The sequence below is a fragment of the Syntrophorhabdales bacterium genome, assembly GCA_035541455.1.
Classification (GTDB): Bacteria; Desulfobacterota; Syntrophorhabdia; order Syntrophorhabdales; family WCHB1-27; genus JADGQN01.
Genome location: DATKNH010000070.1, coordinates 1 through 26606, shown reverse-complemented (window position 1 = coordinate 26606; position 26606 = coordinate 1). Strand labels below are relative to the sequence as shown.

General features: G+C 52.5%; 27 protein-coding genes. 10 read left to right on the top strand and 17 right to left on the bottom strand.

Annotated features, from left to right (window positions below):
• Positions 1-301: 301 nt before the first annotated feature.
• The 8 genes from sucD to fusA form a co-directional block, all read right to left on the bottom strand.
• On the bottom strand, positions 302-1174 hold the full coding sequence (gene sucD, locus VMT71_07280) for a succinate--CoA ligase subunit alpha (protein HVN23757.1): 873 nt from the start codon (positions 1172-1174) through the stop codon (positions 302-304).
• Positions 1175-1356: 182 nt separating this feature from the next.
• Positions 1357-2526 carry an ADP-forming succinate--CoA ligase subunit beta gene (gene sucC / locus VMT71_07275; GenBank protein ID HVN23756.1) on the bottom strand — a complete coding sequence of 390 codons (1170 nt, stop codon included), beginning with the start codon at positions 2524-2526 and terminating at the stop codon, positions 1357-1359.
• Positions 2513-3100 carry a 2-oxoacid:acceptor oxidoreductase family protein gene (locus tag VMT71_07270; GenBank protein HVN23755.1) on the bottom strand — a complete coding sequence of 196 codons (588 nt, stop codon included), beginning with the start codon at positions 3098-3100 and terminating at the stop codon, positions 2513-2515. The genes sucC and VMT71_07270 overlap by 14 nt, the downstream gene beginning before the upstream one ends.
• Positions 3097-3939 carry a 2-oxoacid:ferredoxin oxidoreductase subunit beta gene (locus VMT71_07265; GenBank protein ID HVN23754.1) on the bottom strand — a complete coding sequence of 281 codons (843 nt, stop codon included), beginning with the start codon at positions 3937-3939 and terminating at the stop codon, positions 3097-3099. The genes VMT71_07270 and VMT71_07265 overlap by 4 nt, the downstream gene beginning before the upstream one ends.
• On the bottom strand, positions 3939-5081 hold the full coding sequence (locus VMT71_07260; GenBank protein ID HVN23753.1) for a 2-oxoacid:acceptor oxidoreductase subunit alpha: 1143 nt from the start codon (positions 5079-5081) through the stop codon (positions 3939-3941). Before VMT71_07260 ends, VMT71_07265 begins: the two co-directional genes overlap by 1 nt.
• Positions 5078-5326 carry a 4Fe-4S dicluster domain-containing protein gene (locus VMT71_07255; protein ID HVN23752.1) on the bottom strand — a complete coding sequence of 83 codons (249 nt, stop codon included), beginning with the start codon at positions 5324-5326 and terminating at the stop codon, positions 5078-5080. The genes VMT71_07260 and VMT71_07255 overlap by 4 nt, the downstream gene beginning before the upstream one ends.
• A gap of 226 nt (positions 5327-5552) precedes the next feature.
• The gene (gene dtd / locus VMT71_07250; GenBank protein ID HVN23751.1) at positions 5553-6041 is read right to left on the bottom strand and encodes a D-aminoacyl-tRNA deacylase; all 489 of its coding nucleotides are present in this window, start codon (positions 6039-6041) and stop codon (positions 5553-5555) included.
• A 164-nt stretch (positions 6042-6205) separates the two neighbouring features.
• Positions 6206-8299, bottom strand: coding sequence for an elongation factor G (fusA, locus tag VMT71_07245; protein HVN23750.1), 2094 nt, complete (start codon positions 8297-8299; stop codon positions 6206-6208).
• Positions 8300-8645: 346 nt separating this feature from the next.
• Here fusA and rpmH point away from each other — a divergent pair, with 346 nt between their 5' ends.
• The 6 genes from rpmH to mnmE are packed head-to-tail and all read left to right on the top strand — an operon-like array spanning position 8646 to position 12980.
• Complete coding sequence (rpmH, locus tag VMT71_07240; GenBank protein HVN23749.1) at positions 8646-8780, top strand: 50S ribosomal protein L34; 135 nt, start codon at positions 8646-8648, stop codon at positions 8778-8780.
• The gene (rnpA, locus tag VMT71_07235) at positions 8780-9115 is read left to right on the top strand and encodes a ribonuclease P protein component (GenBank protein ID HVN23748.1); all 336 of its coding nucleotides are present in this window, start codon (positions 8780-8782) and stop codon (positions 9113-9115) included. Before rpmH ends, rnpA begins: the two co-directional genes overlap by 1 nt.
• Positions 9112-9321 (top strand): membrane protein insertion efficiency factor YidD, encoded by a 210-nt coding sequence (gene yidD, locus VMT71_07230; GenBank protein HVN23747.1) that lies wholly within the window; start codon positions 9112-9114, stop codon positions 9319-9321. The genes rnpA and yidD overlap by 4 nt, the downstream gene beginning before the upstream one ends.
• Positions 9322-9333: 12 nt before the next feature.
• Entirely contained in the window at positions 9334-10926 is a 1593-nt protein-coding gene (yidC, locus tag VMT71_07225) for a membrane protein insertase YidC (GenBank protein HVN23746.1), read from the top strand.
• A 10-nt stretch (positions 10927-10936) separates the two neighbouring features.
• Complete coding sequence (gene jag / locus VMT71_07220; GenBank protein ID HVN23745.1) at positions 10937-11614, top strand: RNA-binding cell elongation regulator Jag/EloR; 678 nt, start codon at positions 10937-10939, stop codon at positions 11612-11614.
• Positions 11601-12980: a tRNA uridine-5-carboxymethylaminomethyl(34) synthesis GTPase MnmE gene (gene mnmE / locus VMT71_07215; GenBank protein HVN23744.1), complete on the top strand. Its 1380-nt coding sequence runs from the start codon at positions 11601-11603 to the stop codon at positions 12978-12980. Before jag ends, mnmE begins: the two co-directional genes overlap by 14 nt.
• 2 nt (positions 12981-12982) lie before the next feature.
• On the opposite strand, the gene VMT71_07210 is transcribed toward mnmE, so the two are convergent.
• Together VMT71_07210 and VMT71_07205 are read right to left on the bottom strand one after the other, a co-directional pair.
• On the bottom strand, positions 12983-14263 hold the full coding sequence (locus VMT71_07210) for an MFS transporter (protein ID HVN23743.1): 1281 nt from the start codon (positions 14261-14263) through the stop codon (positions 12983-12985).
• 186 nt (positions 14264-14449) lie between these two features.
• Positions 14450-15628: an acyl-CoA dehydrogenase family protein gene (locus VMT71_07205; GenBank protein HVN23742.1), complete on the bottom strand. Its 1179-nt coding sequence runs from the start codon at positions 15626-15628 to the stop codon at positions 14450-14452.
• Between the two features lie 129 nt (positions 15629-15757).
• Between VMT71_07205 and VMT71_07200 the strand changes: the two genes are divergently transcribed.
• Both VMT71_07200 and VMT71_07195 read left to right on the top strand, forming a co-directional pair.
• Positions 15758-16861 carry a DUF362 domain-containing protein gene (locus tag VMT71_07200; GenBank protein ID HVN23741.1) on the top strand — a complete coding sequence of 368 codons (1104 nt, stop codon included), beginning with the start codon at positions 15758-15760 and terminating at the stop codon, positions 16859-16861.
• 4 nt (positions 16862-16865) lie between these two features.
• On the top strand, positions 16866-18002 hold the full coding sequence (locus VMT71_07195) for an aminopeptidase (protein HVN23740.1): 1137 nt from the start codon (positions 16866-16868) through the stop codon (positions 18000-18002).
• A 160-nt stretch (positions 18003-18162) separates the two neighbouring features.
• On the opposite strand, the gene VMT71_07190 is transcribed toward VMT71_07195, so the two are convergent.
• Positions 18163-18534, bottom strand: a complete 372-nt coding sequence (locus VMT71_07190; GenBank protein ID HVN23739.1) for a hypothetical protein — start codon at positions 18532-18534, stop codon at positions 18163-18165.
• Between the two features lie 187 nt (positions 18535-18721).
• Here VMT71_07190 and VMT71_07185 point away from each other — a divergent pair, with 187 nt between their 5' ends.
• A complete protein-coding gene (locus VMT71_07185) occupies positions 18722-19150 on the top strand; it encodes a hypothetical protein (protein ID HVN23738.1) in 429 nt (142 codons plus the stop codon).
• Between the two features lie 15 nt (positions 19151-19165).
• Positions 19166-19501: a phage holin family protein gene (locus tag VMT71_07180; protein HVN23737.1), complete on the top strand. Its 336-nt coding sequence runs from the start codon at positions 19166-19168 to the stop codon at positions 19499-19501.
• A 73-nt stretch (positions 19502-19574) separates the two neighbouring features.
• Here VMT71_07180 and VMT71_07175 read toward each other — a convergent pair whose 3' ends face one another.
• From VMT71_07175 to VMT71_07150, 6 genes are all read right to left on the bottom strand, one after another.
• Entirely contained in the window at positions 19575-20768 is a 1194-nt protein-coding gene (locus VMT71_07175) for a Xaa-Pro peptidase family protein (GenBank protein HVN23736.1), read from the bottom strand.
• A gap of 260 nt (positions 20769-21028) precedes the next feature.
• Positions 21029-22231, bottom strand: a complete 1203-nt coding sequence (locus VMT71_07170; GenBank protein HVN23735.1) for a Xaa-Pro peptidase family protein — start codon at positions 22229-22231, stop codon at positions 21029-21031.
• On the bottom strand, positions 22206-23915 hold the full coding sequence (locus VMT71_07165; protein ID HVN23734.1) for a proline--tRNA ligase: 1710 nt from the start codon (positions 23913-23915) through the stop codon (positions 22206-22208). Before VMT71_07165 ends, VMT71_07170 begins: the two co-directional genes overlap by 26 nt.
• Positions 23916-24110: 195 nt before the next feature.
• The gene (locus tag VMT71_07160) at positions 24111-24428 is read right to left on the bottom strand and encodes a rhodanese-like domain-containing protein (protein HVN23733.1); all 318 of its coding nucleotides are present in this window, start codon (positions 24426-24428) and stop codon (positions 24111-24113) included.
• Positions 24425-25288 (bottom strand): hypothetical protein, encoded by an 864-nt coding sequence (locus VMT71_07155; protein ID HVN23732.1) that lies wholly within the window; start codon positions 25286-25288, stop codon positions 24425-24427. The genes VMT71_07160 and VMT71_07155 overlap by 4 nt, the downstream gene beginning before the upstream one ends.
• 109 nt (positions 25289-25397) lie before the next feature.
• Positions 25398-26606 (bottom strand): MATE family efflux transporter (locus VMT71_07150; GenBank protein ID HVN23731.1); only part of this gene is annotated, 1209 nt, incomplete at its 5' end.

Here is a 26606-nt window from a genome sequence, read left to right as displayed (position 1 = left end):
CCACGCTGAATTCATTCATGTAGCATCCGGGTACCCACGCAAGTGGGTATTGCATTATGGCGATTCAAATCCCAATATCGAATATCTAAATCCTAAACGAATTTGAATACCAAATAGCCCAAATTAGAGGCTGGAGCCTAGATCCGTTTTGGATTTTGGCGATTCGATATTGTTTAGGATTTAAATATTAGGACTTAGAATTTATCCTCATGAGCACCTCGCTCTTTTTTTATTCAGCGTGGCCTAGCTCGCGACTTTCGTGTTCGAAATCTGTAAGATTATAACTCGATGCACCGGTGTGCTAACGAGGCAGAACCTCGGCCATTGTAAGGCCTACTTCTGCAGGATTTTTCACGACCCGCACGCCGGCAGCTTCGAGTGCTGCAATCTTCTCTGACGCGCTGCCTATCCCGCCTGAAACGATGGCGCCCGCGTGTCCCATCCTGCGCTCGGGTGGCGCGGTCAGGCCGGCTATGAAAGCAACGAGAGGCTTCGTCATGCGGTTCCGATAGAATGCGGCAGCGCTCTCTTCCTGCGTGCCGCCGATCTCGCCAATCATGATTACGGCAGCAGTTTGCGTGTCCTTCTCAAAGAGCTCAAGCACATCGACAAACGAAAGTCCGACAATCGGGTCCCCTCCAATGCCGACACAGGAGGACTGGCCCACGCCCAGTTTTGAAAGTTGATCAACCACTTCATACGTGAGGGTACCGCTGCGCGACATAATACCCACGCTACCTGTTCTGTGGATGTAGCCCGCCATCACGCCAACCTTCGATTTACCCGGCGATATGACACCCGGCGTATTTGGACCGACAAGCTTGGACTTCTTGCCGAGGAAGTAATGACGGACCGCGATCATGTCGAGCGTCGGGATACCTTCCGTAAGGCAAACAATTAAATCAAGCCGGGCCTCCGCGGCTTCCATGATTGCGTCCGCTGCGAATGCAGGCGGAACAAAGATGGCAGATGTATTGGCGCCCGTTGCATTGACTGCATCGTTGACCGAGTTGAAGACAGGCACGCTGTCAATGGACGATCCTCCCTTGCCCGGCGTCACTCCGGCAACGACTTTCGTGCCGTAGTCGAGCATCTGCCGCGCATGGAAACTCCCTTCCCCGCCGGTGATACCCTGCACCACGACGCGCGTATGCTCATCGACAAGTATGCTCACGCCAACTCCATGGTAAATCCCAATATCGATTATCTAAATCCTAAACAATATCAAATGATCAAAATTCAAAACCAAACAAAGCCGGGACTTCCACGTTTGAAGCATTTGATATTTGATATTGGGATTTGTTTAGGATTTCGATATTAGATACTAGAATTTCTACTCCCCCAATCCCAACGTCCTCATCCTCTGCCCTCAAGCAGTGTTGAGAGCATCTCCGCTGCTTCTTTCATGGAGCCCGCTGACCTGAAGTGGAGACCCGACGCAGCGAGTATAGTGCGCCCCATCTCCACATTCGTTCCCTCCAGTCTGACAACAACCGGCGTCTTGATATCGAACTCCCGTGCCGCCTCTGTCACACCCTTCGCTAGCGTATCGCATCGCAAAATACCGCCGAAGATGTTGATAAAGACAACTTTCACATCGTGATCGGAAATCAGTATGCGCAAGGCCTCCCTCACCATTTCAGCAGACGCTCCTCCACCTACGTCGAGGAAATTAGCGGGCGCCGCGCCTATCAGTTTGATGAGGTCCATGGTTGCCATGGCCAAACCCGCGCCATTCACCATGCAGCCCACGTTACCGTTCAGCTTTATGTAGTTGAGCTTGTATCGTGAAGCTTCAACCTCCAGCGGTTCTTCTTGAGAGGAATCTCGCAATGAGGAGACATCAGGGTGCCTGTACAGCGCATTGTCATCAAAATTGATTTTAGCGTCGAGTGCAACCAGCTTCCCTTCTGCCGTCAACAACAACGGGTTAATCTCGACGTGGGAACAGTCCTTTTCGATGAGAAGACGGTACACGCCAGTGATAATGGGGCTCAACTGCTTCACACCATCCTTGTTAAGCCCGAGCGCGTACGAGAGCCGCGAGACCTGAAAGGGACACAAACCCACACCAGGATCTACCCAATCGCGGAGGAGCTTCTCAGGCGTTTCCTGAGCCATCTGCTCTATGTCCACTCCGCCCTCGGCGCTGGCAAGGATGGCAATGCACGCGCGATCCCGGTCTATCGTGAGTCCTATATAAAGTTCTCTGTCTCCTTTGACCGTCTCTTCAACAAGCAGCGCGTTGACCATCTTGCCCTCGGGTCCAGTCTGAGATGTCACGAGCTTCTTGCTGAGGAGGAGAGACGCTATATTTTGGACGTCTTCCGGCCTGTCGACAACTCTGATACCGCCTGCTTTTCCGCGGCCGCCCGCATGAAGTTGGGCTTTGATAACCAGGGGGGTGGTGCCGATGGTCCTTGCTGCCTCTACTGCGCCCTGGGGCGAATTCGCTAATACGCCCTTCGGGACAGTTATACCGTATGCCTGGAAGAGCTGTTTGGCCTGGTACTCATAGATCTTCATTTTCCCACGCACGAGCGTTCGCGGTCATGCTGGCTTTTTTCACTCGCCTCGCCGCAGCCATGCCGGCTCGGAGAGCGTCCTTATTGAGTTTCTCAGTCCCTTTTGGTACACGTGTCAGCACAGCCGCCTCAATCGCCCTTTTCGAGACGACAGAGGTCAGTTCGCTGATAGCTCCAAGCGCAATTATATTTGCCACCATTTCCTTCTTGAAGCGATCGCGCGCTATACGCGTAAAAGGTATCTGGATAGCGTCCGCTACATGGATCGTTTTGACCAGCGTAGAATCAACAATGAGTGTACCGTCGGCTTTCAAATCGATATAGTAATCATCCAGCGCTCTCTGATTCATGGCCACGAGCAGGTCCAACTTCATCGCCTTGGGGTAATCAATCTCTTCGTCGCTCACGATCACCTCAGATTTACTCGAGCCCCCCCGCGCTTCCGGCCCGTAACTCTGCGTCTGGGCCACTTCCTTGCCATCGTAGACACCGATAGCCTCAGCGAGGATAATACCCATCATGATCAGGCCTTGTCCGCCGGAGCCGCTCAACCGGATGTCATAGCGAAAACTCATGTTCCCTTACCTAGTCCCAGTTTTGCCCGCTCCCTGATGCGTTCGTATTCCTCCGTGTATATCGGTAGATCCCTGTCGGCAAGCACGCCTATAAGAAACTTCTCTTCCATTTCCTCGCGGCTGAGCTTTGAGGCTACCTCCACCGTGACTGCATGATCCCGCTGCCACTGCAACATTTCGACAGGTCCCCCGAGCCGATTCAGTTTTCCATACTGCGTGTTACAGTGGGCAATCACTTCGACAACCGAGAAACCCTGCTTCAGGAATGCTGTCTCCATAAGACCGTCAAGCAGTCTGGCGTGGTAAACCGTGCCTCTTCCCACAAAAGCAGCGCCCGCTGTCACGGCGAGTTCAGATATCTTGAACGCGTGTTCAATGTTGGTGTACACGGTCGTCGTCGACCTCATCCCATGCGGCGTGGTGGGCGAATACTGTCCGCCTGTCATGCCGTACACGCTGTTGTTCAGGATGATTGCGGTGAGATCGATGTTTCTCCGCGCCGCATGAATGAAATGATTCCCTCCGATAGCCACTGCATCGCCATCGCCCATGACCACGATTACTTTCAGGGCAGGCTTGGCGAGTTTAACACCTGTGGCAAAAGTCAACGCCCGCCCATGGGTCGTGTGCAGCGTATTGAAATCGACGTACACGGGTAATCTCCCGGAGCAACCGATGCCTGAGACAAGCACTACCTCGTCCTTTTCATAGCCGATCCGATCTATTGCGCGGATCAGGGCGCCCAGCATGATCCCTATGCCGCAGCCCGGGCACCACACGTGGGGAAACTTTTTGTCATGGCGCAGGTATTTGTGGATAAGCTTCGTGACCTCCACCATCACGCCACCTCCATTATGCGGGCGAGTATCTCTTCGGGCGTGATGATTGTGCCGTCTATCTTGTTGAGCGTCAGAACCCGCGTATAGCCCTGATTGACCCGTTTCACTTCACGGGAGATCTGGCCCATGTTCATCTCAGGCACCAGCACGTTCTTAGACGTCTTGAGGACAGGTTCCACGAGGCTCCTCGTGAAGGGCCATATGGTGATCAGCTTGACAAAACCCGCCTTGATTCCCCGCTCCCGCGCTTCCCGCACAGCCCTCTTCGCAGAACGTGCGACACAGCCGTACGCGATGACGGTAATATCCGAATCCTCAACCTGATCCACTTCACCCATCTGAATTTCGGAAAAACGCTGGCTGATTTTACGGAAAAGACGCGCGTTGAACAGGCCTATCTCGTCCGGTCTGCTCGTGGGAAAGCCACGGACATCGTGTGTCAGACCTGTCACGTGATACCTGTATCCCTCGCCGAAGTTTGCCATGGCCGGCACGCCGCCTGCGGTGTCCTCATACGGAATATACCATTCAGGAGGCACCTTTGGTTTTACACGGTTGAATATCTCCACCTGTCCTTCATCCGGCAGCACTACTTTTTCGCGCATGTGGGCCACCACCTCATCAAGCAGAAGCACCACGGGATTGCGGAATTTCTCAGACAGGTTGAACGCCCTTATCGTGAGGTCAAAACATTCCTTGACCGTCGAAGCAGAAAGAACGATCATGGGGTGATCACCATGCGTGCCCCAACGCGCCTGCATCACGTCTCCCTGAGCCGGAAACGTAGGAAGCCCGGTGCTGGGACCTCCCCGCATCACATTAACAAGAACACACGGCACCTCGGCGATGCAGGCAAAACCGAGATTCTCCTGCATAAGCGAAAATCCCGGCCCTGACGTAGCCGTCATTGATTTCGTGCCTGCGAGCGACGCGCCTATAACTGCACCGAGACTTGCTATCTCATCTTCCATCTGGATGAAGGTTCCGTCCAACTGGGGCAGCCGCACTGACATAACCTCGGCGATCTCTGTCGCAGGCGTTATAGGGTAGCCTGCAAAGAACCGGCATCCTGCCCGCAACGCGCCTTCGACCACAGCTTCATTGCCCTGTAGCAGCACCTCGTTCAGACTTCGCTTCTTCACTGTCCTTTTGTCTGCCTTTCTTTTTTCTCGTGGACTGTAATTGCAAAATCAGGGCAGCGCAATTCACAGAGACCGCACTTGGCGCACTTTTCCGGTTCTTTCACGTAAGGCGCGCCCGTTTCGTCTTTTGCGAGCGTCCCTGTCGGGCAAAAAGCGACACAGATGCCGCACGACTTGCACCATGATTTGTAGATGTCTATATTCGGCGGTTTCTTCTCTTTGGATTGCTTCTCGGGCTGGCTCATGATCACTTCGAGCTGTACACAAGCAAAGTATATACCACGACACGCCGAACATCAAAATAGATTCCTGGGCAAAGCCCGGAAGGAAAAATTCTAAATCCTGATCTCCCAAATCCTAAACGATGTCGAATCACCAAAATCCAAAACGGGGCTGGATCGGCGCGTTCGGTTTGGAACATTCGATGTTTGAGCTTGTTTAGGACTTAGATATTCGATAGTCAGGCTTGAATCACAGCGCGTTGTCAGCAGAACTGTTCACGTGGAGACGAGGTAGGTTGGAACTCGAATCGAGGAGAATGGTGACAGGGCCTTCGTTTGTGAGCTTGATTTGCATCATGGCTTGAAATACCCCTGTCTGCACGTTGGCCACTTTTTCTTTGGCTTTCTCTACAAAAAGCTCGAAGAAGGACTTTGCGCCATTGGCATCCATGGCGTCTGAAAAGGACGGGCGTCTTCCTTTGCGGCAGTCCCCGTACAAGGTGAACTGCGAAACGAGGAGAAGGGCTCCTCCGGTGTCGAGAAGCGACTCATCCATTTTGCCTTCCTGAGTCTCAAAAATACGGAGGTTTACGATCTTCTCCACCATCCAGTCGATATCGCGGGTGGTGTCATGCTTTCCGATACCGACAAAGACGAGGAGACCGGGGCCGATGCTGCCCACGCTTTCATCCTGAATCCGGACATCGGCCTCACTCACTCTCTGGACGACAGCACGCACGGCAGGAACCTCAGTGGGTGGTGATGAGTGAATAGTGACAATCTTTTAAAAAACGTTCCGGGCTACGAGTTCCGAGTTCGGATCAAAGCGAAACACCGTTCGTGTTTCCAACTCGTAACTCGCAACCCGTAACGGGTTCTTGAGCCTGGGCCTTGGACTCTTTGTTATTTCTCGCTCTCTGCTTTTTCCTTATTCGCGAGTTCTATGACCTTCTGGGCAATGTGAGCCGGCACTTCTTCGTAGTGAGCAAACTCGACCGCGAAGGTACCTCTCCCGCCCGTCATAGAACGCAGGTCAGGGGCGTACCTGAGTATTTCCGCCATGGGCGCAGTGGCTTTTACCACTTGATTTCGTCCTTTGGCCTCGACACCAACGATCCTTCCGCGGCGCGAGTTGAGATCGCCCATGATGTCACCAACATTCTCTTCAGGAATAATGATTTCCATCTTCATGATCGGTTCAAGAAGAACAGGGCTAACTTGCTCCATCCCCTTCTTGAAGCCCATTGATGCCGCGATCTTAAATGCCATATCTGATGAGTCAACTTCGTGATACGACCCGTCATAGAGGGTCACCCTGAAATCGGTGACGGGGAATCCCGCCAGCACACCATGCTCCATCGCCTCGACAACGCCCTTCTCGACAGACGGTATATAGTTCTTGGGTATCACGCCTCCGACTATCTTATCGGCGAATTCAAATCCTGTCCCTCTGGGCAAAGGTTCCAGCTCAAGCCACGTATCGCCGTATTGACCCCGTCCGCCCGACTGACGCTTGTACTTACCCTGTACCTTGGTGCGGCCTTTTATTGTCTCCTTATAAGGTACTTTTGGCTCTCTCAGGTCAACATCAACGCCAAACTTGCGCTTCATCTTTGCTGCGACGACTTCCAGATGGATCTGTCCCATACCCGACAAGATAAATTCTCGCGTCTGGTCATCTCTTGAGTAACGAATCGTCAGGTCTTCCTCCATCAACCTGGCGAGTGACGTATTGAGCTTGTCCTCGTCACCCTTTGTCTTTGGATGGAGGGAAAAGGAAATCACGGGCAAGGGCAGGCTCACCTGCGGGTAAACTATCGGACTCTTTTCATCACAGAGTGTATCGCCTGTGCCCGCCTCTTTCAGCTTTGCTACCGCTGCTATATCACCCACCGATACAAATCCTGCCGGCTTCTGCTTCTTGCCTACCAGATAGAATATTTGGCCGATCCGTTCCTTCTCATCTTTTATTGAATCGAGCACGGTGCTGTCCGGGTGGATCTCTCCCGAATAGACCTTAAAGAGTGTCAGCTTACCAGCAAAGGGATCCGTGATCGTTTTGAATACGAAGGCACTGAAGGGCGCTGTGGCGGTCATCTTCCGTTTTGCCGGCTGCCCCTTGAGATCCTTGCCCTCAACCTCGCCTTTGACCAGCGGGTGCGGAAAGTATCTGGCGATGTTATCGAGCAAGAACTGAATGCCCATGTTTTTCGCAGCCGATCCGCACATTACCGGCACAAGTTTTCTTTTCCAGATACCTTCCTTAAGGCATCGCTCTATCTCTTCGTCCTTTATCTCCTCACCATTGAGATAGCGCTCCATGACCGCGTCATCCATCTCTACTGCTGTTTCTATCAGCTTCTCTCTGTACTTTGCTGCCGCATCCGCCAGGTCCCCGGGAATATCAGCCTTGTCAAAACCGCCGGACTGATCATCCTTGTACATGTGGGCTTTCATGGAAATCAGGTCGACGACCCCTTTGAAGCCTTCTTCCTTACCTATGGGCAAAGCCACGACCAGGAGGCTCTTGTCTGTAAAGGTTTTGCCCAGATCATCGAGCGTCCTCTCAAAATCAGCCCGTTCCCGATCCATTTTGTTGACGAAGATGCAGCTGGAGACACCGAACTCGTCCGCGTATTCCCAGACTTTCTCCGTCTGCACACGGACTCCCGAAACCGCACTCACCACGATCACGGCTCCGTCCAGCACCCGCATGCAAAGCTTCGCGTCTGAGATGAAATTGTCGTCCCCGGGTGTGTCCAGCAGGTTGATCTTGTACTTATTCCATTCAAAACAGGCGAGGGATGAGGAGATCGTCGCCTTTTTTTCCATCTCCTCCGGCTCATAGTCCATCAAAGACGTACCGTCGTCAACCCGTCCCAATCTATTATTTTCTCCGGCCAGGAAAAGCATGGCCTCGACGATTGAGGTTTTGCCTTCTCCTACGTGTGAAAACATTCCGACGTTTCTGATGACGTCAGGCTCATACTTTTTCATCTGGGCTCCTTTCCAAAACTAATAAAAATAGATTTCCACCGGAAAACCCGTGGTCCTATCTTGCGTGCGCGTCGCCGAACTGTCCACAGCTTCAGCTGTTCTCGTTTGCCCGTAGAAAGCTATCTAGCGAGCACGGCTCGCCCCCGCACCCGCGCTGGCGGGTACCGGAACTCCATGTGGCTTGCCACTGGAAGAGGCGACACGAGTCCTTTAACTGAAGTGTGAATTTTACATGTCTCATAGCAAAAAATCAAGAATTAAACGCGGTTTAGCGGTTTTCGTTTATTGACTTCGGAGAAGTTTTTGTGGTTTACTACTCCGTCTTAATAAATATCAAGGTGGCTATATGAAGCGTACATTCCAGCCTCACAACAAGAGGAGAAGAAGGACTCACGGCTTTCTCGTCAGGATGAGAACAGAATCGGGGAGAGATGTCATCAGAAGAAGGCGCGCCAAGGGAAGACACAGACTTGCCGTTTGATGCAGCACACCCTCAGCAAGAACGAACGATTGGGCAGAAAAGAGTTTCGGCGCGCAAAATGGCGGAAACGAGGGAATACGCCCCATTTTCTCCTGTTTGAGAGCAGGAATGAAGGCTGCGGGAAGAGGTTTGGCGTAGTCATCCAGAGAAAAATCAAAGGGGCAGTAGTGAGGAACAGGATACGGAGATCAGTCAAAGAATTCTTCAGGCTGAACAAGGACCTCTTTGAGGACTGCCATGACTATTCCGTACGTATAGTCAGGAAACCTGAAAGGATTCGCTGGGACCTTATCAGCACTGAACTTCGGGCCCTGGTCGCCGGCACCAGGCAATGAGATTTATTATCGTAACTCTTTTGAAGCTATACAGGCTTCTTGTCTCACCGTTTGTGCCGACCACGTGCCGTTTCTATCCGTCCTGCTCAGCGTATATGCTGGAAGCGGTACAAAAGAAGGGCGTCTTCAAAGGCGCCGCGTGCGGCCTTCTCCGGATCCTCAGGTGCCACCCCTTTCATCCCGGCGGCTTCGACCCGGTAAAATAGCGGAGGTAGTACATGGATAAAAGGACGCTGATAGCGCTCCTCCTTGCCTTAGTTATACTCTTCGGTTTTCAATACTTTTTTGCACCTAAAGAACCTCCTGCTCCACCCAAGGAAGCGGCACCCGCAAAGGAAGCACCTGCTAAGGTAGAGTTGCCGGCTGCGAAGCCGTCCGCGCCGGGAGGGGTAAAAACAGAAGCTCCTGCGCCCACGGCCCCGGTGGCGAAAGCCATAAAAACATACTCAGTTGACACGCCCCTCCTCAAAGTGGCACTCAGCGACCTGGGCGGCTCCATCACAAGCGTCAGGCTTGTCAAATACAAAGAAACGCTCGGGTCCCCGCAGGGAAAAGAACTCTTTGAGGATATTGTCCCGTATCGGCAGATGCCCATCATCATGGAGGCTCAGACCGGCGGGACAGCAACCGACGCAACGCTGTTTACGTCCGACAAAGGAAACGTGAACGTCAAAGACACACCTGAAACAATCACCTTTACAGGAGCCCTGACGAATGGAAAAAAGGTAAAAAAAATCTATACCTTCTATCCTGACCGGTACACGATCGGGCTGCGCGTCGTCGTCGAGAACCTGGACCCAGAAAGGACCTACGCAGACCTTGCAATGATTTCAATGAAGGAAAAACCGAGCTATTCCTTCAAGGGGCCTTTCGTCTATAACGGAAAATCTCTGGATCAGGTCTCCAACCCTGATAAAGGGCTCGATGTGAACAAGTCTTACACCTATGCCGGCTTTGACGAAGGTTATTTTGCCTTCATCTGGATCCCCGAAGAAGCGAGCAAGCCTTCTCTAAGAATAGAAGAAGTAAACAAGACGATTCCCATAGAGAGACTCAAACTGGACAAGCCGGACGTTGCGGGGCAGTTCTACTTTGGTCCCCGGGATATAGAGATTCTCAAGAGCCTCAATATACGGGCAGAGAAGATCGTTGATTTCGGTTGGTTCGACATCGTAGCAAAACCGATGCTCTGGGGCATGAACTGGGTCAACAAATATACCCACAATTACGGTATAGATATTATTCTTCTCACGATCCTCATCAAGATTATCTTTTATCCCCTCAGCCTGAAAAGCTACAAGTCGATGAAAGAGATGCAGAAGCTTCAGCCGCAGATAGCCAAGCTGCGAGAGAAATACAAGAACGACAGAGAGAAACTGAACCAGGAAATGATGGGTATTTACAAACAGAAGGGCATCAACCCTCTCGGTGGATGCCTGCCCATGGTCATTCAGATCCCTGTCTTTTTTGCGCTCTACAAGGTGCTCATCGGTGCCATCGAGTTCCGGCACGCACCCTTTATGCTCTGGATAAACGATCTGGCGTCGCCCGAGGACCTTTTTTCGATCACGGTAGCCGGCTACACGCTGCCGTTCAGAGTTTTACCGCTGATTATGGGTATCACACAGGTCCTTCAACAGAAGATGACCCCCACAAGCGCAGACCCTATGCAGGAAAAAATGATGCTTCTCATGCCGATAGTATTTACCTTTTTGTTCTGGGGTTTTCCTTCCGGCCTTGTTCTTTACTGGCTCGTCAATAACGTGATATCCATCGCCCAGCAGATGTACATCAACAAGAAAGCAAAGTGAGGGAGGAGAAATGGATATCCTGGAATTTGAGGGTAAGACTTACGAGGAAGCAGTTAAAAAAGCAGCAACGGAACTGAATGCAGATATCAAAGACCTTGACATCGAGGTAAAAGAGGTCGACACGAAGGGCATCCTCGGCTTGCTCGGGAGCAAGAAGGTTCGCATCGTCGCGCGGCTTCACAGCAAGGCGGAAGAGGAGAAGCCCGCGGAAGCGCTGGAACAGACTCCCGAGGAGTACGGCAAGAAATTTCTGCTCGACATTGCGAACTTCCTTGGTGTCCGCCTTGAAGTGAAGGTCTCAAAATCGAATGAGCGGATACTTTTTGTTCTCGACACAGATGACGAAGAAACACTGGTCGGTCGCGAGGGCGAGGTGCTCGAGGGTCTTCAGCATCTCGTAAGGCTCGCCATTGCCAAGAAATATAAAGAGAATCTGAAACTCCTTCTCGATGTGAATGATTTCAGGGAGAAGAGAAAAAAGACTATCATCGTCATGGCGAAAAAACTTGCGGACAAAGCAAGAAGGAGCAGAAAGCCTATAAAGACGAAACCTTTGAATCCTTACGAGAGAAGGATCATACATACGCTCTTCAAGAGCACTCGAGGGATAAGCACTTCCAGTGAGGGAGACGGCCACACCAAGAGGGTCATCATTTCTCCTTCCGGATCAGGGAATGTACGATCCTGATACCATTTGCGTTGTATCCTCTGCACTGGGTGAAGCCGGAATAGGTGTTTTGAGAATGAGCGGGCCCCAAGCCCACTCTGTCTTAAGGACCATCTTTCAACCGAAGAAACCCGTCGATTCCTTCTCCCCCCGCCATCTCTATCTTGGCTTCATCATCAACCCCGATACAGGTGAGCCTGTTGATGAAGTCTTCGCTGTTTTTATGAACGGGCCCTGGACATACACCCGTGAGCCCATGGCTGAAGTTTATTCTCATGGCGGCATCAATGCTCCCAGGAAGATACTTTCGCTGATGGTCAGGCACGGGGCGCGAGTTGCTGAACCGGGTGAATTCACAAAGCGGGCGTTCTTGAACGGCAGAATCGATCTCGCACAGGCTGAATCCGTGCTCGATGTTATCCGGAGCGAATCGGATCAAGAGGCAGGTAGCGCCCTGCGCCACCTTGCCGGTCTGCTTTCCGAACGAATCGGTTCAGTCAGAGATCAGGTGAGAATTGCACTCGCCAACACTGAAGCGATGATAGATTTTCCTGACGAAGAACTGGAAGCAGATGGGCTGATCAATAGAAAGGAAACTGTTTCGTTGCTTGACACCGCACGGCAAAAGTTGCAGGAGCTTATTTGCTCATACGCCGATGGCAGGGCAGTGAAGAACGGTGTCGAAGTCTTGATCGTCGGGAGGACAAACGTGGGCAAGTCCAGTCTCCTGAATGCTCTCCTGATGGAGGAAAAAGCTATAGTCACTGCGCTTCCCGGTACAACGAGGGATCTTATCGAAGACGTCTTTCACGTAAAGGGCATCAAGCTGAGAATCATAGACACGGCAGGCTTGAGAATGCCCCGTGACGCTGCTGAGGAGCAGGGTATTGAACGGGTGAAAAAGAGAATACCGGCAGCAGATGTGGTTCTCTGGGTACTGGACAATGCAGAGAATTTTCTCGATGAGGATGAGCACATATATGACCTGATAAAAGATAAAAAGATAGTGAGCGTTCTTAATAAGAGCGATCTCCCGCAGAAACTGGACAGGGAGCGGCTGATTGAAAGAAACCTGACGCCTGTCAACGTATGTGCTTTGAACGGATCGGGTTTGGATATGCTGAAAGAAGTGCTCTACGATGTAGCCATGGGAACGGGGCATAAGAGCCCAGCGCTTCTTATCACCAATGTCCGTCACAGGGACGCGCTGATCAGAGTTGATGAAGCCTTGCAAAGGGCATTGTCGTGCACGAGACAGGAAGAATCACCGGAGTTCACTGCCTTCGAACTGCGCGAAGCGCTCTCGTGCTTTGGGGAAATCACGGGAGAGACGTGCAATGAGGAGATATTGGATGAAATATTCTCAAAGTTCTGCATCGGTAAATAATATCAGCTAGGCTTTTCAGGCCTCTCCGCAACGAGGTAGCAAAGCGACGCTAAGAGCGTAATCGCGCTCACGAGAAGATAGAGATTGTCAAGGCCGGAGAAAGCTACAACCGTTGTAGCAAGCATCGGTCCCACCGCCATACCTGTAAACCGTGAGGCATTGAGAAAACCGACCGTGCCACCGCTCTGGCTATCAAGAAAAAGGGTTATGATGAGAGGAATCGTCGCAGCAGCAAAGCCGGTCTGAATCATCCTGACGATGGTAAAGTCGGCTACCCCGCGCGTGAGCACAAGAACCGCCTGGGAGAGAATACTCATACCAAGCACAAACGCTATCATCTTCATGATGCCAATTCTTCTGGAGAGCCGGGTAAAGACGAATTGACCAAGCGCAGAACTGCCTGTATAAAGCATCACAACCACGCCGGCAAGCTTAAGAGCAGTTGGCTCATCAATACTCATTTTGCGAAATACATTCGGAAGCACGCTTGGGAGAAATGAAAGCTGGATCTGCGCCGCAAAACAGACCACCCAGGCTATCATTAAACGGCGATTAAGCACACGCTTACCCGACTTCTTTACAGGCCTGGGCAGAGGCGCCATATCGATCACGTAAATCTGAGCAAGGATGAATGCTACAGCCAGGAAGACTGCCCCGGCGAGGAAGCCGTTTCGATAGCCAAGAGTGGCGGCAGCGAACGTGCCGAGTGGTGGCCCGACCATGGGGCCCAGGGTAAGCGCGGCCTGGAATACTCCCATGTTCGACGCTTGCTGCTCCTTGCTCGCGCCGGACGATATCAGAATCATCCCCGTTGTCGAAACTCCGCCGAATATGCCCTGAATGATACGAAGCACGAGGAGAATATGGAGGTTTGTCGTGAAGGCCATCAAGAAGAACATGAGTGAATGGGTGAACATTCCCCTCATGTAGAGCATTTTGGGACTGTAGCGATGGGTGAGCGATCCCCAGACCGGCGATGCGAGTGCTGTGAAGATTGTTGTCAAGCCCACAATCGCCCCGACCCATAGCAGAGTCTCGCGCTGCGAATATGGACTCACCTTAAGGATGTAAAATGGCAGGAATATGTTGACAAAATTAAGAGCGAAGGCAGTGCCGAATTGGGTAAGCGCAACGGCTGCAAGATTCCGCCTTCGAGCTTCCGACTGTTTCTCTGGGGTATTGCGCGCGTCCATCTCGCTGACCCGTCCATCTCTGGGACACCCGCACGCGGGTACCCGGTCGCCCCCTCCAGCGGCGAAGCCGCCTGAGCCTCCCCTCTCCACCCTCCAACCGCTCCGCGGTTGCGGGTACCCGGTCGCCGTGCTCGCTAGATAGATACCCCGGGCGGCGGCGAGGCGTGTGCTCGCAACTGCGCAGTTTCAACCGGTTGTCGTAAAACGTAAGCGGCCACGGAGACCAGGGGAGGAATGGAACGAATTTCCTGCCGTTCCGGCGCTCGCCGGATTGACTCAGGGAATGTACTTCCGGAAGATGTCCCGGGCTATGATCACCCTTTGCACCTGATTCGTGCCTTCGTATATCTGGGTTGCCTTTGCGTCACGCATCATTCTTTCGACCGGGTACTCTTTCGTATATCCGACGCCGCCGAGGATCTGTACTGCATCGGTGGTGACTTTCATGGCGGTATCAGCCGAATAGACTTTGGCCATGGCTGAAAGCTTGTCCACGCCGATCGCGCTCATCTTGTCTCTTTCATAGACTTTCATGTCCAGCAGCAGGGCAGCGTCGTAGACGAGTGCACGGGCAGCTTCCACCATGGTTGCCATATCTGCGACCATGAACTGGATACCCTCGAAGTCGGCAATCTTCTGCCCGAACTGCACCCTCTTCCAGGCATACTCAACGGCAAAGTCGAGCGCACCCTGGGCGATGCCCACGCCTTGAGCGCCCACGGCAGGCCTCGACAGATTGAGGGTCGCCATAGCAAGGTCCCAGCCTTTTCCCTCTTTACCGATCAGGTTATCTTTGGTAAGCCTGACATTATCAAAAATCAGCTCGGTCAGGTCAGAGCCGATCATTCCCAATTTCTCTTCGCTCTTGCCGATAACAACGCCTGGATAATCCTTCTCAAAACAGAAACAGGATATCCCCGCAGTTCTTGCCGCCGGATTGGTCGTCGCAAACACGGTAAAAAATTGCGAATTGGCGCCGTTGGTGATCATCGATTTCTTGCCGTTGAGATAATAGTGGTCCCCCTCCTTCGTTGCAGCGGTCCTCATGTGCGAGGCGTCAGAACCTGCTTCCGGCTCGGTCAGGCAGAATGCCACAAGGTTGAGTGCTTCAGGATCCGCAAGCTTACCGTAAATGTATTTCTTCTGTTCCTCGTTGCCTGCTACCATTACAGGCATCACGCCCACGTGGTGGGCAAGCTGTATAAGGGAAGATGTGCCAGATGCTTTTGCAAGCTCCTCGGTGACAAGACAGAGAGATGTGATGTCGCCGTCGAGGCCGCCGTACTCCTCCGGCAGCATCAGGTACAGAAAACCGTGTTTTTTGTATAATTCCACCAGGTCCCATGGGAAGGCTCCCGTTGCATCGATCTCTTTTGCCCTGGGCGCCACCTTCTCCTTGGCCAATTTTTCGGCTATTTTTTGGATCATGGCGTGTTTTTCTGAAAGACTTAACATCTAATCCCCTCCAAATCGGTTTTTCCGGAAACAAAATAACGTTAAGGCCTGCTTGCTTATTGACAAGAACGAGGCAATATTTCTAACATACTTTGCATATAAATTAAAGCGGAACAGGGAGGAGACAACATGTCAAAAGTCTTCTTTACGGATATGAGAGCCCGACCCGACAGGAACCTGCTTGACAAGGTCGAAGGCTTGCTGGAGAGAATGAAAGTGGCCAAGTCCGTCAGAAAAAATGATCTTGTTGCTGTGAAGCTGCATTTTGGAGAGCTGGGAAATTGCGCCTTCCTGCGCCCGGTCTTTCTCAGAATCATCGTGGAAAAGCTGAAGAACGTGGGCGCTCAACCCTTTCTCACAGACACCAACACGCTCTACAAGGGTTCACGAACCAATGCCGTAAGCCATCTCGATACGGCAGTGCAGAATGGGTTCGATTACGCGTGCGTCCGCTGCCCGATCATCATCGCCGACGGGCTCCGGGGAGCAGATGGCGTGAAGATAAAGGTTCCAGGCGAGGTTCTCAAAGAGGTTTCTATCGCCAGGGAGATCGCGGAGGCGGACAGCATCATGGCAGTTACCCATTTCAAACTGCATGAACTCTCGGGATTTGGTGGAGCCCTCAAGAACATCGGCATGGGATGCGCATCGAGGGAAGGGAAACTTGTGCAGCACAGCACCCTCGCTCCTCAGGTCAACATCGAGAAATGCAAGGGGTGTAAAATCTGTTTTGACTACTGCCCGTCCAATGCAATTTCTCTAAACGATCATAAGAGGGCTACCGTCGAAGGCAGGGATTGCATCGGCTGTGGCGAATGCATTGCCGTCTGTCCCGAAGGCGCCATCGAGGTCCAGTGGACAGACGATGCCGATCTCTTTCAGAAAAAAATGGTCGAGCACGCGTACGGCGTACTCAGGGGAAAGAAGCATACGATCTTCCTTAATTTCATCATGGATGTGAGCCCTGCCTGTGACTGCTACCCTTCCAACGATGCCCCGATCGTGAGAGACGTAGGGATCCTTGCTTCCTTTGATCCTGTCTCCATAGACGCTGCCAGCGCCGACCTGGTGAACAACGAGGAGTCTCTACCCGGCACAGCAATAAAGCAGATAGCAGGAAAAGGAGAAGACAAGTTCAGGGCTGTCTATCCGTCTGTGGACTGGAATGTGCAGCTTGACCACGCAGAGAGACTGGGCTTGGGCGAACGGAAGTATATGCTGGTGAAAGTGTGATACCATGAAAGGCATGTATCAGAAATACGCAAAACTGCTTGTTCATTATTGTCTTGAGTTGAAACGAGGTGACAAGCTCCTTATCAATTCGACGTACCTTGCTGAGCCTCTCATAAAAGAAGTCTTCAGGGAGGCGCTGGATGCCGGCGCTCACCCGGAGTTGCAGATATCATTGAGCGACCTCTCAAAACTTTTTTACGATCACGCCGGGGACGCACAACTGCGCTATGTGTCACCGATGTATCTCCATGCGGTCAAATCGTACGATGCATTCCTGACCATACGGGCCCCCTTTAACGTCAAGGAACTCCAGTCGGTTGACGCTGAAAAAAAACAAAAGGTTGCAGTCGCGCAGACGGGAGTGAAAAGACTTTTCATGAGAAGGGCGTCAACAGGGGCGCTCAAATGGACGCTGTGCGAATTTCCCACTGAATCTCAGGCTCAGGAGTGCTCACTTTCCCGGAGCGAATATGAGAATCTGGTCTTCTCGGCATGCTTCCTCCGGCGTGAGAGCCCGGAGGAGGAATGGCAGAAGATGCGAACATCGCAGCAGCATATAGTCGATTTCCTGAATGCGCGGCAGCATATCCGTATCGTCGGCAGAGGCACAGATCTTTCTTTCGGCACCCGAGGACGCACATGGATCAACTCGGACGGACGACGCAACATGCCCTCGGGCGAGGTCTTCACGGCTCCGGAAGAAAATTCCGTTCAGGGTACAGTGACATTCTCATTCCCGGGCATATACATGGGAGAAGAAGTGGAGAATATAACGCTTCAGGTCGAGTCAGGCGAAGTAGTGAAATGGACAGCCAAGAAAGGCAAGTCGCTGCTTGACAAGATTCTTCAAATCCCGGGAGCAAAAAGGTTCGGAGAAGCTGCAATAGGAACGAATGCGGGCATACGCCGTTTTACCAAAAATATGCTTTTCGACGAAAAGATGGGCGGCACGATTCATCTGGCTCTTGGCGCGACATATCCGGAAACGGGCGGAAAGAATCAGTCGCCAATTCACTGGGATCTGCTGGCGGATATGAAGAAAGAGGGACAGATATTCGCCGACGGCGAGCTCATCTACAAGAATGGAGAATTCCTGATACAGCCGCAAAGCAAGAGGGAAGATGGAGGATCGCTTCGCTAGGAAGACCGCCACGCCTTCGGCGTGCCTAGGGAGCATTCACTAATAGTCACGGATACAAGTGCGATCTTCGTCTGCTTGTTTGTCTTTTTCTTCCATCGTCCGAGCGCATAGCGCGGTCTTCCTAGTGAGCGTGGCGAACGGTCTTCCCTCTGTTGTTCCGCTAATCTATGAGCTCCAGGCGGGCTTCCACGATCCCACTCTCCAAATCATCAAGGAATTCGCACGTTTCATCGGTATGACGAACACTGGGACAGGCAAGCTCGATCAGCATGGAGAGGCTCTGCTGAAACCACTGAGGGTCATCCTCCGTCGGAGAATTCCCGTCAATGAGTTCGAGAAATCGGACAGCCCGTACCAAAAGATTGGGGTCACGGTTCCTGCTGCCGATCAACTCGATGTGGTTGATGGCGATTTCATAGAATGAATCGGCAAGGGCTTCCACCTCTTCAGCGTCTATCAACCGCATCTGCCACAGTCTGTTCCGAGCCAACTTAAAACAAGCAATGCGCAGCAGAGTTTCCTGGAGTTCCATCGCTACGCCCGCTTGCCTTCGGTTATCCTCATTTTCTTGGTCATTATCCAGCTTAACTTTTTATCGGCTATATTGAAAAATCCTTTACAAATTAGTACCTTATTAATACTTTCGTACTAGTTGAGGGTTGCAAAACAGGGTGCAAGCGCGTATAGTTTTAGAGATTCGCTGATCTAATGGGGTTATCATGAAACACCTATTTTCCCTCATTCTGGCAATCAGCTTCATATCACTCGTGCCGGGTCCCTTACGCGCACAGGAAGAAGGGTACCGGGGCACCAGCGAGCTGAGTCCCCTGGAGCTCTCCTTCAAACAGCAGTACGATCAGCTTTCATCGCAGATCGCAGACCTTCAGAACCAGATTGACAGTGTAAACAGCATCAAGGCACAGGTAAATAGCATTATCGATCAGGTTCAGAGCGCGCGTGCGGCAAGCTTCTCCCAGGAGACGGACAAGTACAGGCAGCTCGAGGTTCTCGTGCCAGTGGTGGTCCGCTTCTCCCAGGACCTCGAGAACAAACAGACTCAGGTAAATCAGCTCATCTCCAGAAGGGACGCTCTCAAGGGAAGGGTCTTACAGTGGCGCGGGGCTCTCCCGCCGTGGTGGTTGGAGTAGAAAGGGCACGATTCGATGGGAGTACTGGTTAACTGGCTGGTTACCACACTCGCGGTGCTTATCGCGGCCTACCTGCTACCGGGTGTTACGGTCAGAAACTTCTTCGCAGGTCTGCTGGCGGCTCTAGTGTTGGGGTTAGTTAATGCGTTTCTTAGGCCAATCCTGGTCATCCTCACCCTGCCAATCACTCTACTCACGCTAGGCCTTTTCATTTTTGTCATTAACGCTCTACTGGTGCTTCTCACGTCTGCACTAGTGCCTGGTTTCGAGGTGCGCAGCTTTGGCTGGGCCCTTCTCTTCAGTCTTCTGTTTTCTATCGTCAGCTTTATTCTCCACCGCATCATCCCGTAACAGATGAGAGAACCGTGATGAGTGTTACATTTTGAGTTTCGAGTTGTTGCACGCAGCACTCAACACACAAAACTCAACACTTTATTTTCGTGATGTCCAGCGAGATATCGGTAACTCGTTCAAGGTGATTCTTTCTAACTATAAAATCCACCTCCATCCCTATTGCGCCCTTTCCAGGGAGGGTAAACTTGGGCTCCAAGGCGAAAACCATGCCTTCTTTCAAAATCGTGTGATGTCGCGGCGTGATGACGGGCAATTCGTTGATCTCAAGACCGAGACCGTGGCCGATAAAAGACACCTTCCCCTCGCCGAAGCCCATGAAGTAGGGCTCCAGACGGGCCTTCTCGGTAACTGCAGCCGCCCTGCTGAATAGCTGCGAGGCGTCCACTCCTTCCCTGCCGTAGGTTGCAGCATCCTCGATGATCTCTCGTGAAATCTCGTAAGGCTTTCTAAATATTTTTCCCATTTCGCCAAGCACAAACACGTACGTCTCGTCTGTGACGTACCCGTTGTACCCGCCGCCGTAATCGATAGAAATAGGGATCCCTTTTTCCACTTTATTAAATGACGAACCCAGCGGAACGGCGGGGGTTACACCCATGCCTCCCACTGCCACATCTGAGCATGACGGCATCGCTCCGGTGTAGCCCCCCACTACGGTGATAGTCGTCATTTCAAGATTGAATCCCCTCATCCTCAAAAAGCCCTGGTGGCCGCGCTTCCGTCCTTCGGCGACCAGTGCGGCGTCGATGTCCAGTTCCCTCGCTCCTCCCCGGATGAGGTGTTTTGCCTTGGCGAAGACATGACGCATGATCTCTCCCGACTTTTTGATCTGCTCTATCTCAAAGGGACTCTTGACCTGACGCAGCTCTTTAATCAACGGCGAAACATCTACAAACGTTTCAAAGCCGATGGTCTTTTTAAACCTTTCAAAAACAGATACGGGAAGTACGTCGAGTTCCATGCCCCCTGTGCCCCTGAGAATCTTCTTGTGACGCAGAATATCTTTTATGGCCTTGTCATTCTTTATGGGTGTGACAGGAAGCGGCGTCTCGAGCCTTGCTCGCTCAAGGCCTTTTTCAACGAAGAACATCGGGTCGCTATCAAGGGGCACCACGAGCGCACCCCTCTGAAGGGTGCCTGTGAAGTAGAAGATGTCCACGTTTTGCAGAATGATCGCGAAATCGATTCCCGCTTCGGCCATGCGCCGCCTGAGTCCATCCATGCGCGCGTAAATTTCGCTTTTCGGAGTCAGCTCAATATTCATGGCAGATCTCGAGGCTCGATAGCTTCCCTGTGAGATGTTTGGAGAGAGGTGTACCGGCCGGATCGCACCATTTTCTCCGTTCTCTAGCGCTCCATGTCTGACCCGCTCTACGTTCCGTCTCGTTCGATGCTTTTTGACTGCGAACTTCTCTGGTATCGTTATTCATATTGGCAGCTCGAGGAACGGAGGCGTACCTGGTGGTACGTCGGAGTGAGGCGCGGCGCCGGCAACGACGCAGATGGACTTTTGACGAAGCCAGTCTAGACGTATACCGGTGCAATAGGGAACTCGACGACTCTCTCTAACCCCTCCCTACGCACGATAAAATCAACCTCAATCCCTACTGATCCTTCGCCGGGGAAAATGAATTTAGGCTCAAACGCAAAAACCATTCCCTCCTGGAGGATCCTGTGGTGGCGGGGCGTTATAACCGGCAATTCGTTGATCTCCAGACCCAGGCCGTGGCCGATAAAAGAGACCTGTCCTTCGCCGAAGCCCATGAAATGGTCCTGCAGATCCGCTTTGCGGACGAGCTGTCGTGCGCGCTCGAATATCTCTGTGCAGTCCACGCCTTCCTTGCCGAATGCGGTTACATCTTCCACGATCTCCCTTGCGACTTCGTAGCCCTTCCTGAAACGATCCTTCATTTCCCCGACGACGAAGACGCGCGTCTCATCCGTGACGTAGCCGTTGTAGCCACCGCCGTAATCGACCACCACCGGTACACCCCGCTCCACAACCTTCAAGGAAGAACCCTGGGCGATTGCGGCAGTTAATCCCAGGCCGGAAATGGGCACGTCTGCATTGGAAGGAACACCGCTGCTCAACCCTGCGGTTACGTAGAGGTTCATCATCTCCTGATTGAAGCCTCGCATGCGCAGGAAGCCCTGGTGGCCGTATCTTCTTCCTTCGGCCACAAGCTCCGCATCAACATCGATCTCCCTCATGCCTTCGCGGACCACATCTTTCGCTTTTTCAAAGATCCGGGAGATGATCCGGCCCGACCGCTTCACCTGTTCGATTTCGAACGGACTCTTGATGATCCTGAGGTCACGAATAAGGCCTGCCACGTCCTTAAAATTATCGAAACCGACTAACTTTTTGAACCTCTCAAACACAGACACCGGAACAACATCCAGCTCCATTCCTCCGGTGCCTTTGAGCAATCCTTTCTGCCGCAGAATAGCAGCCACCTTTTTGTCACCGTCTACTCGGGTGATGGCGAGAGGCGTTTCAGCATGCGCCCGCTCCAGACTTCTCTCCACAAAAAGAAGCGGCTCGTCATCGAGCGGGATCACCATAACAGCCTTCTGTATTGTGCCGCTGAAATAAAAGAGGTCGGCATTCTGCATTATGACGGAGAAGCCGATACCCGCCTCGGCCATCTTTTCTTTAAGGCCATTGATGCGCCGCAGCAGCTCGCTCTCAGGTGTGTAATCAGAGGCTACAAGATGTTGCCACATACTCCAGCACCCTCCCTACTGCCTCATCCTTGCTCACGCGGATGGGTTCCTTTTCTGTTCGCAGTTTTATATCGACCATACCTTCTTTGAGACCCCGTTCGCCTACAGCGACGCGCAGCGGTATACCGATCAAATCGCAATCTTTGAACTTCACGCCGGGTCTCTCGTTGCGGTCATCGAGTACCGTATCAATGCCTCTGTCCACCAAGTTCTTGTATATGCCATTCGCCACCTCCATACTCTCCGCGTGAGAGGTGTTAACAGGCAACACCTCCACCAGGAAAGGCGCGATGCTGGGAGGCAGGATCATTCCGAACTGGTCATTATTCTGCTCTATGGCGGCAGCGACCGTACGGCCTATCCCTATACCATAACAGCCCATGACTATTTGCTTTTCCTTTCCCTCCTGGTCAAGATACGTGGCGTTCATCGACTTGCTGTATTTTGTGCCGAGCTTGAAAATATGGCCAACCTCGATACCACGGGTCGCATTGTGGAAACCGTCACATCGAGGGCACCTGTCTCCCACGCATGCCACTTTGAGGTCGTAAAATTCCCGCACGCTGAAATCTCCGGCATTCACATCAACGATATGCATGTCGCGTTGATTTCCGCCGACGACAAAATCTTCCATGCAGAGAACGTCAAGGTCTGCATAGAGAGGTACCTTGAGGCCGATAGGGCCGGAAAAACCGAGCGGACCACCCGTCACCTCCTCAATCGTCTGCTCATCCGCCAGCACCACGAAATCAAGGGAGAGGACATTCTTCAGCTTGGTTTCATTCACCTCGCGGTCACCCGCCACAAGCACGCCGATCGTCCCTTTATCAGTGTTGTAAAGCAGCGTCTTTATAAGCCTTGACGGCTCCACACCCAGGAAAGAAGCCACCTCGTCCACCTTCCTCTTGCCCGGTGTTTCAACTTTCCTGAAGCTGCCGCCCTTCTTGGTAATCGCTCTCTGGACACCACGCACTTCAGCCCTCTCCAGGTTCGCGGCGTAGTCGCACTTGTTGCACGAGATGATCGTGTCCTCGCCGGTTTCAGCAAGCACCATGAATTCGTGCGAAAAACTCCCGCCTATCTGCCCGGTATCAGCCTCCACTGCGCGGAACCGCAAACCGCAACGCCCGAAAATCTGCTCATATGCGTCGTACATCGCCATATAGCTTTTCTCTGCCCCTGCTTCATCAACATCGAAGCTGTAGGCGTCCTTCATTATGAACTCACGGGCACGCATCACGCCGAAGCGTGGCCTGATCTCATCGCGGAATTTTGTTTGAATCTGGTAGAGGATCAGCGGCAGTTCCCGATAGGAGCGCACCTCCCTCCTGACCAGGTCTGTCACGACCTCCTCATGGGTCGGGGCAAGGCAATGCTCGCGATCGCTCCGGTCTTTGAACCTCAGCAACTCCTTGCCGTAAAAATCCCAACGGCCACTCTCAACCCACAGCTCTTTCGGCTGCACAGCAGGCATCAGTATTTCCTGAGCGCTCTTTTTATTCATCTCTTCACGCACGATGTTCTCAACCTTCTTCAGCGAACGCAGGCCGAGCGGAAGCCATGTGTAGACGCCGGATGCAAGCCGCCGTATAAAGCCTGCCCTGAGCATAAGGCGATGGCTGAGCACTTCCGCTTCTTTCGGATCTTCTTTCATGGTGGGCATGAACATCCGCGAAAATAACATGCTGTCTTCCTCGCTTTCTTGCGACCGAAATACAGGCAAAATCGCTTCTAACTTACTGTAAAATACGGCTGGATGCAAGGATTAGTGCGCGACAGGATAGCCTTTGGCGTGCCACTCGGGAAATCCCCCGAGAAACGTGACAACGTTTGTGTAACCCATCTTCCGAGCCACGACCGCGGCGCCGGTACTCGTGTCTCACCCGTAGCCCCTGCAGTAGAACACGATCAACGTGGCCTTGTCCTCGGGAAGTACCTGCCTTAAGAGGTAGAGTTTATCAGGAGGGACGTTCACCGCTGTCGGCACATAGCCGTCCTGGTACTCACGAGGCGTCCGAAGGTCGACAATGACCATCTTCACGCCATTATCCATTCTCTTCTTGAGATCGCGGGCGCTGAGATCTTCGAACATCCTTGCCGGGCAGGAGATCTGCACAAAAGCAGAAAGAAGAAAGATTGCGCAGAGGATGGGCGAAGGCCGTGAAAGCTGACTCCTCCGGCCGATAGGGAAGGTCATTCCTTTACCGGGATGCGGGACTCGCAGGGCACGCCCACCTGGCAAAATCCGCACGCATAGGAGTCGAACCCGAAATGAGAGACGACATATTCCTTCATTTTGCCTGATACGAAGATCCTGCACTTTTCCTTGTCGTGCCCTTTCTCTTTGCTGATAGCGCCCACCGGGCAGCGATCCGCACACTTGCCGCAGGTGCCCTTGGCGAAGAAGAGGCAGTATTGCTGGTGATTCGTGTAAGGTCTCATCGTCGGTGGTATCTGGATACGCGCCACCACCGAACCGCAGCGCATCGCCTTGCCCACGGGCGTTATGAGGCCGTCGCACAGGCCGAACGTGCCCAGACCCGCGGCATAAGCAGCATGCCGCTCCGACCAGTTCGACGAATAACCGTATCGCTCCGACATCTGCTGTTTCCACCAGGGAGAATCGATGGGAGCGACCGCTTGATACCCCTCGCGTGTCAGCATCCCGGTCAGGTTCTTGCGCAACATTGCATTAAACTCCTCGCCGTATTTTCTTGCACGGGCCCATTCCTCAGATGGGGTTGCGGTCTCCTTCCTGTGCGCGCGCTTCGTGGATTCCGTCTGGGGCAGTATCCAACTGATCACGCTCAGTTCATCGGGCTTTACTGCAACATCAGGGAATGTCTTCACAAAAATTTCGTATGGCGTCATGAAGAAGTCGCCTATGTCGCTCTTCATTTCCGCATAGATCGGATCATCCCCTCGCGAGAATCCAACAAGGGGCTTGCCCCATGCAGGATCGTCGCTCGCATTCTTAAGGCTGTTCTCCTTGGATGCGACAAAGGTTTCAATGAATTCTCTGATCCACGTCGCCGTATCATCTATTTGTTTCGCCATATTCAGCTCTCCTTTTCACCGCCTACAAATTTTTGTCGCCGCATCTCCGCCGGCTCTTGCCTGCGTACACCTGCGATAAAAATCTTTCTTGAATTATACCATGTAACCGTCATGCATTGGCCAGCCATGCCCTGCTCGCGTAACGACGGTAAACGAGCGATGCCTGTACGATCTGCGATATATTCATGGCCCACCAGACAGAAATCGGCCCGAATCCCAATACAACAACAAAAAGATAGCAGAGCGGTATTCTGATAAGCCACACACTCAACGCCACCCGTATAAGCACGCTTCGGGTGTCACCGGCACCGCTCAAGCCTCCTCCCAGGATGACACCCGAGGCCATAATCGGCTCCCCGATCATATTAATGTAGATGTACCAGATTGTTTCTTTTATGACGATCTCATTATGAGACAGCAAGGGCACGATCCACCGGGCACTCAGTATTACGACCAGGGCAAGCGTCGAAACAATAGCCACCCCTATTGCCATGGTCACAAGACCGCTCTTGTAGGCATCGTCCGGCTTGCGCTCTCCCAGGCAGTTTCCCACCACAACAGCATTGGCCATATTGAATGCAAAGGCCGGAAGAAAGATCGCCGATTCCAGTCGGAGGCCTGTGGTAAGTGCTGCAAGAACTTCCACCCTGTGTTCCGGCAACAGGCTCAAAATAAGGAAGAGTACCATGGAGCCAAGCTGCCAGAGAACCTGAAGCACCCCCATGGGCCAGCCTATATCCAGCATTTTCTTAATGAGAGCATGCGAAAATCTCCTCGGGCCCATTAATAGTACACGGACGTAGTGGAGATTCATGAGGCTTCCGATAAAGACGGCTGAAGCAGTGGCGACTGCAATGCCCCGGTAGCCAAGAGGCGTTTCAAAAACGAGAAAAAGATTCAGCAGGATATTGACCACGCAGACGGTGGTCATGGTTTTCAGCGAAGCCTTGATCATGCCGCATGATCTCAACACTCCATTGCTGTTGATGAGCAGATAGTGGAATACAAGACCGGCAGCATATATCCTGATGAAGGGAATGCTCAATTCCTTGAGCTCGGTAGGCACATTGAGAACCTCTATGACATGCGGGGCCAGTGCGTAGCCGAGTGCTGCGAGGAGTATCCCCGCGGCAGCGGAAGAAATGAGAGATGAGAAGATCGCCCCGCCCAGCGTATCCTTATCACCGGATGCGAAAAGCCGGGAGACAATGGAGACTGTCCCCACAGTCAATGCATTGGCAATAACGATCAGAATGAAGTATTGCTGAACCACAAAACCATAGGTAGCCTGGATATCTTTGCTCACCCGGCCCGCAAC